The 12,852-nt window shown below is 42.8% G+C and carries 12 protein-coding genes; 2 read left to right on the top strand and 10 right to left on the bottom strand.

Translation table 11 applies throughout. The features are described 5' to 3' along the window. Positions 1–39 precede the first annotated feature (39 nt). The 9 genes from FW774_RS18020 to FW774_RS18060 all read right to left on the bottom strand — a co-directional run bounded on the left by FW774_RS18020 (position 40) and on the right by FW774_RS18060 (position 10,282). Positions 40–1,251: a Gfo/Idh/MocA family protein gene (locus tag FW774_RS18020; protein ID WP_149349616.1), complete on the bottom strand. Its 1,212-nt coding sequence runs from the start codon at positions 1,249–1,251 to the stop codon at positions 40–42. 111 nt (positions 1,252–1,362) lie between these two features. Next, positions 1,363–2,529, bottom strand: coding sequence for an RsmB/NOP family class I SAM-dependent RNA methyltransferase (locus FW774_RS18025; RefSeq protein ID WP_149349617.1), 1,167 nt, complete (start codon positions 2,527–2,529; stop codon positions 1,363–1,365). 281 nt (positions 2,530–2,810) lie between these two features. Beyond that, positions 2,811–4,340 carry a glutamine-hydrolyzing GMP synthase gene (gene guaA / locus FW774_RS18030; RefSeq protein WP_149349618.1) on the bottom strand — a complete coding sequence of 510 codons (1,530 nt, stop codon included), beginning with the start codon at positions 4,338–4,340 and terminating at the stop codon, positions 2,811–2,813. Positions 4,341–4,483: 143 nt separating this feature from the next. Then, positions 4,484–4,936, bottom strand: coding sequence for a copper resistance protein NlpE (locus FW774_RS18035; RefSeq protein WP_149349619.1), 453 nt, complete (start codon positions 4,934–4,936; stop codon positions 4,484–4,486). A 177-nt stretch (positions 4,937–5,113) separates the two neighbouring features. Continuing rightward, the gene (locus tag FW774_RS18040) at positions 5,114–6,538 is read right to left on the bottom strand and encodes a hypothetical protein (protein ID WP_149349620.1); all 1,425 of its coding nucleotides are present in this window, start codon (positions 6,536–6,538) and stop codon (positions 5,114–5,116) included. Between the two features lie 151 nt (positions 6,539–6,689). Beyond that, a complete protein-coding gene (locus FW774_RS18045) occupies positions 6,690–7,445 on the bottom strand; it encodes a DUF4595 domain-containing protein (RefSeq protein WP_149349621.1) in 756 nt (251 codons plus the stop codon). A 136-nt stretch (positions 7,446–7,581) separates the two neighbouring features. After that, a complete protein-coding gene (locus FW774_RS18050; RefSeq protein WP_149349622.1) occupies positions 7,582–8,046 on the bottom strand; it encodes a hypothetical protein in 465 nt (154 codons plus the stop codon). A 59-nt stretch (positions 8,047–8,105) separates the two neighbouring features. Next, positions 8,106–8,894, bottom strand: a complete 789-nt coding sequence (locus FW774_RS18055; RefSeq protein ID WP_149349623.1) for a hypothetical protein — start codon at positions 8,892–8,894, stop codon at positions 8,106–8,108. A gap of 191 nt (positions 8,895–9,085) precedes the next feature. Further along, positions 9,086–10,282 carry a helix-turn-helix domain-containing protein gene (locus tag FW774_RS18060; protein WP_149349624.1) on the bottom strand — a complete coding sequence of 399 codons (1,197 nt, stop codon included), beginning with the start codon at positions 10,280–10,282 and terminating at the stop codon, positions 9,086–9,088. A gap of 220 nt (positions 10,283–10,502) precedes the next feature. Here FW774_RS18060 and FW774_RS18065 point away from each other — a divergent pair, with 220 nt between their 5' ends. Together FW774_RS18065 and FW774_RS18070 are read left to right on the top strand one after the other, a co-directional pair. Next, on the top strand, positions 10,503–10,838 hold the full coding sequence (locus tag FW774_RS18065) for a MerR family transcriptional regulator (protein ID WP_149349625.1): 336 nt from the start codon (positions 10,503–10,505) through the stop codon (positions 10,836–10,838). A 12-nt stretch (positions 10,839–10,850) separates the two neighbouring features. Continuing rightward, entirely contained in the window at positions 10,851–11,732 is an 882-nt protein-coding gene (locus FW774_RS18070) for a diacylglycerol/lipid kinase family protein (protein WP_149349626.1), read from the top strand. 67 nt (positions 11,733–11,799) lie between these two features. Here the strand turns inward: FW774_RS18070 and FW774_RS18075 are convergent, their stop codons facing one another. After that, positions 11,800–12,852: a metallophosphoesterase gene (locus tag FW774_RS18075; protein ID WP_149349627.1), complete on the bottom strand. Its 1,053-nt coding sequence runs from the start codon at positions 12,850–12,852 to the stop codon at positions 11,800–11,802.

Below are 12,852 nucleotides of genomic sequence, written 5' to 3' on the forward strand. Positions count from 1 at the left end.
GCATTTGCCAAAGTTTTTGAGAATATGATAAAACTGTTTTTATATTGAATATTCAGGTTTCCAAACTTGTACATTACCAGTATCTGCCGCATTATTTCCCATATGTACAGCTATAGCTGCATTCTTACCTGTGTATTCATTTGATACTGGCTTTTTACCGTTACGAATGCATTCGGCAAAATCAAGTAATGCATACACTGTAGGATCACGCTTGAGGCCATCAGTATTCTCAAACTTAACAGGCACCCCCTCTCCTTGTGTCCACGCCTCTATAGTTGCCCCTGTAACACCGTCAACTGTACCCAATTGTTTTTTCTTAGCTTCCGGGTATAAAAATGCCTGATCACGTTGTATCTCAATGGTACCTTTTGTGCCCAATATCCGGATAGAATAGCCTCTAAATTCATTGGTTAATATGGATGATACACTAGATTTTATTCCCCCGGGGTATTCATATATCATACGTACATTATCATTGGTTTCCCGGCCGTCTTTCCAGTAATCAATTCCTCCAAAGCCGGTAACTTTCAACGGATGACTGTTCAGCATCCAGTTTACAATATCGATCTGGTGTGCGCTTAATTCTGCAAGTAAACCGCCCGAATATTCCCGATACATACGCCAGTTAACCTGTCGTTCTGTTTTTAGATCCTTCACGGGCCTCCTCCAATCTGAATTACGATGATATTGACATTCAAAGTGCATGACCGTTCCGAGCCAGTTTTGATCTAATATTTCTTTAATTTTATGATACAAACCAAAATAACGATATTGATGTCCAACCTGTAATGCCAGTTTGGAGTTCTTCATCTTTTTAACCAGAGAAAGTGCCTGGTCAATAGAATATGTCATTGTTTTCTCTACATACACATGCTTACCGGCATCAAGCGCATCTACAACCATCTGATAATGCAGATAAAGCGGCGTAGCAATAATCACAGCATCAATATCTTTATTTTCAAGCAACCTATGATAATCTGTATAGGATTTTGCACCCGGGGCACTTAAGGTTAACCCACGTTTCAGATTCTCATCTACAATATCACAACAGGCTATCAATGATATACCCGGTAAACCTTTAAGCAGTTGTGCATGACCTGTACCTCTTTGCCCAATACCAATTAAACCAATCCGTACGGTATTGTCATTATTGTTTTTACCTAACGCGGGAATGCCCAGAGTAGTCAATCCTGCTATAGCTAAAGTACCTGTAGTTATAAATTTTCTGCGTGAAATATTATTATCTGTCATATTTAAAGGTTAAAATAGCATTAAATCAATATTGTGTACGTACCCGAAATTACAGGTATTTTTATTAAAAGCAAATTTTAATTGGAAATATTTTATTCTGCAACAAATTTATTACCGTCCCACCAACCTCGCCACAAACATGGTGTCCGCCTTGGTTTCGTAGCCTGCTATCAATTGCTGTTCTTCTGCGATAAGGTTAAACTGCTCTTCGAGGTAGGCTACTACATCTTCATTTTCAGCCCTAAAAGCAGAACAGGTAATATAAATTAAAGGCTTACCGGGCTTAAGATAAGGCAGCACATTGCCGGCAATAGTTTTTTGGAGGTTCTGAAAAAAATCGATACGCGATTCGTTAAACTGACTGATCATTTCCGGCGTACGTCCCCAGGTACCCGAGCCGGAACACGGTGCATCGAGGATGATACCGTGAAAAGCATAATGATGCAGAATTTGCGCTTGGTTTTGTGTCAGATCAAGCTGCTTACGCTGAAAGCGGCGTAACCCCGCATTAAAAAAGCGCTGTTCTAAATTATTCAGAACGCTTTCGCGGATATCGGACACCAGTAACTGAATATCGGGCTGTTGATCAAACAACAATAATGATTTTCCACCAGAAGCCGCACAGGCATCCCACCAGTATTCAGACGCAGACGGTTTAAAATAATTCCCGGTCTGCTGCGATGAAAGATCCTGAACCTCGAATAAGGCATGTCCGGAAGGAAAAAGCTGATCGAGCTTTGTACCATTAGCCAGCCGCAACGCACTCTCTCCTTCTTCGTGGTAAAGGACACCAGCTTCATCTAACCTCGATTTAACAATACCTTCTTTACCCCGACGCAGGCGAATAAACAGGTCGGGTTGAATAAAAAACGAACGAAGAAAACATTCTTTATCGATGCCGGCAGATAAATAGCCGGTAAAAGGAAAAACCTGGTCTAAACGGAAAGTTGTCTGATTTTCAAGCCAGGTAATTTTTTCTGCCAGGGGCAATGCTATGTTTTGGTTAAGCTCCGGAGAAAAGTGTGCAAGAAAATCCTGCGGGGCAGTATGACATAGAAATTCGGCAATAAATAAGCGTTCCTGAACAGACAAATCAGTACAAGCCTTTCCTAACCTGAAATAATTATACAGCAACCGGGAGGCCGTGCGCCGGTCAGATGAGCCCATTTGCTTGTGCTGCCGGAAATAGCCCGGCAGGAATTTTGCCAGAGGTTCATCCTGCGGATAAACCTCTAGTATTTTTAAAAATGTACGTAAATGCTGCTCAGAATATTTCAAAAGGAAAAATTAAAATAACAATCAACTGAAAATTAATCAATTATTCAAAATCACAGACAGAACTAAAAAGCTCGGAACCCCGTCACCCTGAATTTATTTCATCCCGAAACTTCGGGATGAAAGCGGCGCTTATACTACTATTTAGGAGATTCCGGGTCCCCCGAGTACTCGGGGCGGAATGACGGCAGGAGCTTTTTAGCTCCTTAACTTGACGCATATACGACCATTCGGGATACAGGACTCAACTTTTTACTTTTGACTTCCCACTTTTAACTTCATTGTTATTCCCACTCAATGGTGGCAGGTGGTTTTGAACTGATATCATACACAACCCGGTTTATCCCTTTTACATTATTAATGATATCGTTGGATATTTTGGCCAGCAAACCATAAGGCAAATGACTCCAGTCGGCAGTCATGCCATCAACAGAGCCAACGGCACGCAGACAAATCACATTTTCATACGTACGCTCATCACCCATCACACCAACCGATTGTACGGGCAGGTAAATAGCGCCGGCCTGCCAAACCTTATCATACCAGCCGCTTTCCTTTAAATTATTAATGTAAATCGCATCCGCTTCCTGCAAAATGGCAACTTTTTCAGGCGTAATATCACCTAAAATACGGATAGCAAGGCCAGGGCCAGGGAACGGATGGCGCCCCAATATCGTATCATCTATATCTAAAGCCTTACCTACCCTCCTCACTTCATCTTTAAATAAGGTATTTAATGGCTCTACCACTTTCAGTTTCATGTAATCGGGTAAACCACCTACATTATGATGCGACTTGATAGTAGCCGAAGGCCCTTTCACCGAAACCGATTCAATTACATCCGGGTAAATAGTGCCTTGTCCAAGCCATTTTACATCCTGAACCTCGTGGGCCGCATCGTCAAAAACCTCGATAAATACCCGGCCAATGGTTTTGCGCTTCTTTTCAGGATCACTTATTCCTGCAAGCTGGCTCAGGAAACGCTCTTTGGCATCGATGCCACGTACATTGAGCCCCATGTGACGGTATGAATCCAGCACCTGCTGATATTCATTTTTGCGCAACAAACCATTATCCACAAAAATACAATGCAGGTTCTTCCCGATGGCTCTGTGCAGCAATACCGCTGCAACCGAAGAATCTACACCACCGGATAAACCCAATACAACTTTATCATTACCCAATTTCTCCTGTAATGATGCAATAGTAGTTTCAATAAACGAATCGGCGGTCCAGTCCTGCTTGCAGCCACAGATTTTCACCAGGAAGTTTTCAAGCAGTTGCTTCCCGTCAATACTGTGCGTTACTTCGGGGTGAAACTGGATACCATACGTTTTAGTGCCTTTTACATGATAAGCGGCAACTTTTACCGTATCGGTACTGGCAATAATTTCAAAATCGTCAGGAACCTGTGCAATAGTATCACCATGCGACATCCACACCTGCGATTCCTTTTCTATACCACTTAATAATAAGTTTCCAGGTTCAATATATTGCAGATTTGCCCGGCCATATTCGCGTATGGTTGACGGAACTACTTCGCCACCTGAATGCTGGGCAATGTACTGTGCCCCATAACAAACACCTAACACCGGAAACCGTGATTCAAGTGATTTAAAATCAACCTGCGGCGCATCGGCCTGGCGTACCGAACAGGGACTTCCCGAAAGAATTACGCCTTTTACAGCTTCATCAAATTGCGGCAGGTGATTGAAAGGATGTATTTCGCAGTAAACGTTGAGCTCTCTGACTCTGCGGGCTATCAGTTGTGTGTATTGCGACCCGAAGTCAAGAATGATAATTTTTTCTTGCATGGGCAAAGATAGCAAATTTGTTGTCAGCCCAAAAAGCTAAAAGCAGAAAGCTAATTATCATTGGCTGTTAGCTAATAGCTGTTAGTCTTCTGTCCACTATCCACTGTCAATTATCAACTGCACAACTGTATGTTAGCCACTCGCTACTTCACCTTCTTCAGCATATAACTCAGTTTTGAGGTAATGGGACGGCCATCCTTGTCAAGCATATAAAGGTATTTCGGCTTAGCCGAATATTGTACATAATAACGCTTATTCTGCGGATTGCTTTCATCGAGTATCACTACAAGCGCACGCTTATCTTTTTGAAAACCATTTCGCACCGTGTAACTGCCACGTGTCATAAAAGGAGTTCCATTATCCTTTTTCAGGTATTTCTCGCTTAAAGAATAGGTACTGTCGGCAAACAGAACCAGTCTGGTATCAATACCCGCACAATCAGCACACGGAAGAACGCCCGCAAACGAATTTGTCACCGGTTTCTCACTTAACGAATCAGCAAGCGAGGGATCGGTATCGCCTTGTAACTTCACTTTATCATTACGGTGACAACCAAGCACACCCAACAGAAAAAACAATACCATGCAATGCTTCATTTTATTCAGGCTATGCCTAATAAAACAAATGCAGCAAAAAAAGTTTTTGCTTATAACAAATAATAAGTGGCTAAGAAAAAACCGAAGGGCTTATTAATACTTTAAAAAAACATACTAATAATTGAAACCTGGCAAAATGTAGTGCCTGCAAGTCTTTACTACCCTGCCATTACCCGTTTATAACGGTATTATGCCACCGCCACCACAGCTTTGGCAACCGTGCGTATAGGTGGTGGTTTCGGTTATTATTCTTCCTTTGCTCAATGTTTGGTCAATTTCGTGTTCTTTATACGTTTGAGTTGCTCCCTTGCCCTGGCAGTACGGGCATACCTTGTAACCTTTAATGCTTTTGTACATTGCTTTGTTTTCCAGATTGTCTATTTTCTCGAAAGCCTGTAAATTACCTGCACTTGTAATAGCTTCTAAACTTACCATGCCGCCTTTATAAGCAGCTTTTTCGGGCTGTAGCTTGTATATACGCAGTGTTTTTTGGTTGATAACGTAGCTGCCGTTAAACGATAGCATGTTAACCCTTTGCTTTAGCTGGTTTTCTGGTAAATTATTTATTTGCGCCTGCTGTTGCGCTTTCGCCTTGCCCTGGTCAAGAATGGCCTGTGCGCTGGCAATGACATTCGCAGAACTGTTTGTCAATTCAAAGCTGTCTAAAAGCTGCCCGGTCAGGTAGTTGTAAGTATTTACGAAAGACAGACTCATATCGCTGTTATCAACCATCCGCTTATGCTCCAGCACCTTAACAATAGTATTTTCGGGCGAGATAAAGCAAATTTTTGTTTTCGCCCAATGAATACTTTGGGGGTTGGCAATAGGGAACGATTTTATCTCTTTATCATCCTGATCCCTGCATTTAATAAAATTAGTAGTAACTCCTTCATTTCCCGTTATGCTAACCAGTTCTACCTTATGGTATTTCAGATTTTCCTCGCCCTTTACCACGTATCTTCCCAACTGGGTGTTGTAGTAACTTTTAGGGTCGACAACATCTCCATCTACAAATTTCTTTTCTTTAATGCTATAGTATCGGTTGTCTTTACGGTTCTCATGGAAATTTTTGTCCTGTTGGGTAATTACAATCAGCTCTCCCTTTTCCGCCAGGTGAATACGGTACATCTTATCCGCTATTTTCTCTTTTTCGAGGGTTTTAGGGTCTATGATGTATAAAATATTCTGGTTTCTGCCCTGATTGGGCTGTATCACGGGTATGCGTCCGTCCGATGCAAATTGGAGCTGCCCCCATCCCCAGCCAATATACCTAAAGGTGTTCAGGTCGATTAATGCGGCCCAGGGCCTGACATCTGAAGGGTTCTTTTTTATCAGGTAATTTAATCCTGGATCAGTATTGGCGCCTTCGAAAAGACCGAGATCCCTAAATCCGCCCAAGTCAGCGGCTTTCTTTATCCATATTGTTTTTTTCTGAGGGTAATCCCACAAAACGGCTTCATCAAGTGACATCGTCAAACAGCGTTTACCGTCGCTGCTGAAAAAGACTTCCCATACTGCAGATGATGGTGTGTGCGCTCCCGATTGTGCATACAGCATTAGGCTATTTACCATAATGACGAGTATAAACAGTATCTTTTTCATTTTTTGGATTTGCGTATTGCAATATGCATATTTCTGAAATAGCAGACAATTTGCTGCGTTTTACTGCTGGCGCCACCAGCAGCAGCTAAATCATGGACGGTGTCTTCACCATCCATTTACAATGATCACATCTATGAAATTTAAACCTGTTCTAAGGTATAGTAACCTCAAAAGTAACTTCATTAATCTTGCTTCCTCCATTTAACATGTCGAACCATTGTTCCACTACCTTGGTGATGTTGCCATTAGCATCAAAGGTGTAGGCGAGTGTTATTTTCATGTTTTGACTGGCATTCTGACGAACAATTTCAACGGGGTGGTTTTTCGACAAAGGTATCAACTGAGGGACCGTGCCTGCCCAAATCATTGGCAAGGCATCTGAGAAATCGCCAAACAGCAGCGCCAGAAGCTCAGGTTGCAGATAGGCTTTATTCGTCTTGTTGTCGTAGGTTACGGTCATGTTGGTAACAAGCGAGCCGTCTGTCTGCTTTACTTTGGTTACATTGCCGGCAGCATCGTAGGTAAACTCGCGGGTAGAAGCATTGCTGATACTGCCAGTGGTTGTACGGTAGCGGTTCCATTGTTCAATACGTCCGCTGGCATCGTACTCTGCCTCCACATTCCATATTTGGTTAGGGTTACTGCTGTATACATCAGTTGACTTTTGGTAGCGCCCCTGACTGTTATAGGTTACGGTGAAAGTACGTTTAATTCCGCCGTCCATGTCTATCTCTATCTTGCTAAGCTTGCCGGCATCGTAAGTTATGGTGCTGATATTGGTTACTTTTACCGGACTGGTGTTCAACTGCTCCCACTTTATGGTTTTTAGTTTCTCATCGGCAGAGGTGTACGTCCAGCGAAATTGCGGGGTAGTACCGCTAATTTTCGTAATAGATGCGTAGGGCACGGTTACCGAAGCGGGATTGTTATTCGGATCGGGGTCTGTTTTTTCTTTTTTTTTTTACATCCGCCAACAAAGGTTAACGCTGCAAGGCCGGTAGCCAATAAAAATAATCTTGTTTTCATGGTATTTAGTTGTTGAGTTAGTCAAAATTTACTTCGGCAAAGCCGATGTGGGGCATACAGGCCTTACATTTTTCCAAATCGGTCATTTTGCTGCGGCCTTTTGGCAAACATCCCCTCAGTTCGAGATTGAACCTTATCCAATAGTTGGCGCCCAGCCGGTTAAAATGAGCCAGATTGTTGTAGTTCAGGTCTTTCCATCCGCCGCCCATTACCAAACCAACATAACCCGTTAATTTTTTAGGCCCTTTGTTGGTGATCTGTACCTCAAATTTCCCGGTAGTGCCGTAGTGTTTTATTAATTTACAGGTAATCTCTACCTCTTGTGTACCTCCCCAATGCGATTTTAGCACCATAGTTTGCGGTGCGCTCCACGAGGTATCGCTTTGCGGCATGTTTAAAGGTGCAAGTTGGGCGTTGCTGCTATACGTAATGGCAAATAGCAAAATGGCTGTTGCCACCAGGGTTTTTGTTAGATGTTTCACTGTTTTTTTGTTTTTAATGTTGAATAAAGTCATATATCGCAGATAGTGTGGTTTTCGGGTCAAAGTATAAATCCTACCATGATGTCTAACCTGTTCGAGGCATCGTTTCTAATCCCTCTGTCAACTAAAGCATTGTAGCGTACTCCGGCAAACATTTGTTTATTGGTATTAAAATCTGCACCGAGGGTAAAGAAATGTGGTTTGGGATATTTAGGGTCGGTTTCTTTGCTCTTTATGCCGTTTACCAGGCTGATGTCGTAGTTAGTATAAGCGTCAATCCAGCACCATTTGGCAGGGACGTACGATACCATAACGGCAGGGCCGGCAGCAAGGTAATAGCCCCAGGGATCCTCCTTTACGCCGTTAACCCTTGACCCGTAAATATAATCGCCGCCCGAAATGCCGGCCGAGAACAAAAACCTGTCTTTGGTTACGATGTTTTTACAATATTGCGCCCAGCCAAAATAACCGCCGCCATGGGCATGGTCTTTCCAGGCGTGTTTGCGTGTAGTGGGCACTACACCATTCTTAACGGCTTGTGCGGTTTCGTAGGTTTCAGGAAATATCCATAACAGGTCGCCCAGCGTAGGATTTACGTATCTTAACCTGAAGCCGCCCTTACCGAGCTCGTTTTTGAATATGCCGATATTCAGGGAATATGCCGAGTACGAAACCGTATATTTCGAAGCCACATCGGTAAACCTGCCGTAAAGCCTGAACCGGCTTTCGGTAAAAAGTTTTTTGCCGCTTTTATTCTGTATATCAGAAAAACGTTGGCCATTAGCCACATACGCCTGTGTTATAGCTAATAAAGCAACGAATGCTGTGAGTGTAACGGGTCTTTTCATAATGTAATTGTTTTTCCATTAAAATTTGACGATATAAAATTCAAAAACACATTTCCTCTCGTCTATACCCAGAAATACGGATATTACGTAACAGGAAAATCGCATTTTATTTATGGACTAAATATCCATATAGCTGCCCATAAGGGTTAGCATCGGGAGGCGTAAAGAAGTCTAATCTTGGTAAGTTTGTACTAATTGAGGGGCAATGAGTGCTCATCTTTAAAAGCCTGCGGGGTTTTGCCCACCTGCTTTTTGAACACTGAAAAAAACGAAGCCCGCGAATTGAAGCCGGATGCTTCGCCAATATATTCTATTTTATAGTGCCGGTAATCCGGGTGAACCAATAGTTGTTTTGCTTCTTCAACACGGTAATGGTTTACCATTTCAAAAAAGGTCATTTTTAGCCGGCTATTGATAAAGCCGGATAATACTGCCGGGCTAACAGACAGTATTGCAGCTACATCGTGCAGCTTTAGCCCGGGCCTCACATGTATCTTCTGGCACTGAAACAGCTCATTCAGCCTGGCGTTTACCTCATTGATAAATTCATCTTCGTATACCGGCGACTGCCGGCGCTGTTTATTTGAGGCTTCAACTTCTTCAATAAAGCTATTAAGCGGCGCCGCTGCGGCCGTATATGCCTGATATTCCGGCTTGCTATATATTACGTGGTAAGAAAGCCCCTTGTATATCATGAAACCGTACATGATAAGGGCTGTAACGGGGGTTGCAATTAAATCGGAGTAAATATGGGCTTTGCCTGTTATGACCACAGGTAATGAATAGGCCAGCAATAACAAAATATTTACTGATATGATACAGATCAAAAATGCTTTCTGCCACTTTACAGAAGTTTCTGTTTCGGATATACCTAAATCAAGCGCCCGTGCTTCGTACACCTTCGTTCTTCGCCAGGCTATGTACAGGTAAATACCAATGTGGATAAGCAGGAACAGGTTGATGCAATTAATATAAGTATTGTTACCTGCAAGCACATCGTTAAAAACCCTAATTAACTCGTTACCGGGAATGAATAGATAATATACGGAGCTTGTAAAAACTATTAAGGCAGGTACAAAGTGCAGTATTTTACCGGCCGCCGCATTGCCGCCTTTTCCCTGTATAAAGTGCAGGTACGACAACAGCACAGGCCCAAAAGTAAGGTTTATACCGATGTTTACCGGAGCCAGAAATAACAGGTTATGCTTGCGGAAAATAATAAAGATTGCATTGATCATGATGGTAATAGCCGGGTATAGCAGTAAAAAACCAAGAAAAATATTAGCTTTTATGTTATTCTTTCTGAAGAATAAGCCGCATGAAACGGTTAGCAACACGATGGTTGCCAGTAGGTTCAATTGTAAGATGAGCGTATTTGAGATATACATGGCGTTAAGTTAGCAGTAATGGATTAAAGGTATAAAAGTTTCCGTTTTTTAAGCATCAGGCTAAACAACGAAAGAACCTTTCACCTTTTTACCCCGAAAGGTCGGGGTTTTCCCACACTGCCTGTCCCCAGAGGAACGATTCGCGGATTCAACTTTTTATTTCTGAATTTTTATTTTTGAATTTTGAATTTCTACTTTTGAATTTTGACTTGACACGATCATGCCTTATAAAGAACGCGATATCAATAAGTTATACTATACCATGGGCGAAGTGACCGAGATGTTTGAAGTAAACGCCTCTCAGATAAGGTTTTATGAACGTGAGTTTGATATCTTACAGCCTAAGAAAAACAAAAAAGGCAACCGGTTATTCTCTCCTGAAGATGTTGATAACCTGAAAATTATTTTTCATCTGGTAAAAGAAAAAGGATACACGTTACAGGGTGCAAAGGAACACCTGAAATCCAATAAAGATACGGCTAAGGATAATCAAAAGATCATCAATTCGTTAGAGCGTATAAAGCAATTTTTGCTTAATGTAAAAGAGCAGTTGTAAACGGCAGAGTGTGTGAAAGTCCTTTTTGTCATTAATCCAAAATCAGGACGCCAACCTGTAGCAAACCTGGAAAGCCAGATTGCTGATGCGGCGGCACAGAGTGGATTTGAATACCAGGTGCACCTGATGGAAGCATCCAATGAGGAGCAACGAATTTCCCGGCTGATAAAAACGTACCGCCCTGAAATTGTAGCCGGCGCCGGCGGAGACGGCACCATTAACCTGCTGGCCCGCATTTTAAAACACACGCCCGTTAAATTATTAATTCTTCCTATTGGGTCGGCTAACGGAATGGCCCGTGAGCTGCAGCTTGGCAATCATATTGATGCCTTGCTGCAGCTGATCTCTTCCGGGAAGACCATTGCTATTGACCTGCTACAGGTAAACGGTCATATCTGCATACATCTGGCAGATGTTGGCCTGAATGCCCGCATTGTTAAACGCTTTGAACTGGACACCCGCCGCGGATTGCTAACTTATGCCCGGCATCTGTTCAGGGAAGTGTTCTTACTCAAAACCTACAAATTTATTATCCGCAGCAATGACCTGGAAAGCCTGCACAAAGCTGTATCGCTAACTTTTGCCAATGCTTCCAGGTATGGGACTGGCGCCGTGATCAATCCTATTGGCCGAATCAACGATGGTAAGTTCGAATTGGTAATTGTAAAACCCTTCCCGAAGATCTACTTGTTTGCCATCGCCTGGAAAATGTTCAGGGGAACCCTGCAAACATCCGATTATGTGAAAGTGATCAGTTGCTCCGAAGCGCATATCATCTCGTCACGGAAAACCACCTTACAAATTGACGGTGAGGTAATTGGCAAGGTTAAACGGATATCTGTTGAAATATTGCCCCAGGCATTACAGGTAATCGTTCCACCGGAATCGTTGTGACAAGTTGTATGCCCAACCTGTTAACCAAGCTTTCGGATTCATCGACGGTAGTTTTGACTTTTGACTTCTAAAGTATCTGCTTCTCATACGCCAGCTCCCCTTCTTTACGGATATGGTTCACTACCCACGATGATAAATAAACCGAACCATCCGGCTGAAATACCAGCTTAAAAAAACCCTTTGCCTTTCTGCCAAATTCGAGATATTTACCTTCCTGGATCACATATTTCAGCTTTGACCCTGCCCCGCTAATGATGAAGTGATTATTGTTTTTGCAGATATATTGCAGGTTATGTTCATGCCCCGAAGCATAGATCAGGTTGCTGTACCGTGAAAAAATAGCTTTCATCTGCTTACGCAGATTACGGTATCGCGGATGCGCCATATCTTCCTCTGCACCAATAAACTTACGGTAAAGCGGTAGCAATGAACCGATAATCGGCAATGGAATATAAGCATCTTTATCATAGATGGTTAAAGGGAATAAATGATGTTTTAGTTTAAATCGCCCGCCGTGAATGGCGTAGCTGTACACCGGGTGATGCCCGGCTATAACAACACGCTTATTCCTGTTCTTTTCAAGTATCTGCTCCAGAATAGTAAAGAAATCATCTTCAGACGCGGCCCGGCAACCGTACCGCTGTCCTATCGGGCGAACACCTTTTTGCATCCACCACTGGGTGTTAATGAGCACAATGCTCAGTTTATCATTTATAGAAACTTCGGTTGGGCCGGGGCATCCCTTACTCGGCAGGAAGATATTTTTACCGTCAAAGAGTTTCTCCAGGTATTTTTCCTGCCGCAGGATATAATCATAGCCGTCTTTACGCCCTTTATTCCAATCGTGATTACCCGGGATAAACAGCACTTTACCCGGATAATCCTTTAATGCTTCGTGATGCGCTTTCAGGATCGCTTCGGCAGCTTTTCTAAGCAGATGCCCTTTTGGGGGAAGACCACGGGGATAAATATTATCTCCCAGGAAAATAATAGCTGATAAATGATTTGGCTGAATATGGCTGTGAAGCATTTCCAGCACCGCGTCCGGTTTGCCGGTTGCCACACTGCCGGTATCGCCGATCAAAAACAGGTCAAACCTTCCGTTCTGCTCATCAGCCAT

The organism is Pedobacter sp. BS3 (genome assembly GCF_008274585.1).
GTDB lineage: Bacteria > Bacteroidota > Bacteroidia > Sphingobacteriales > Sphingobacteriaceae > Hufsiella_A.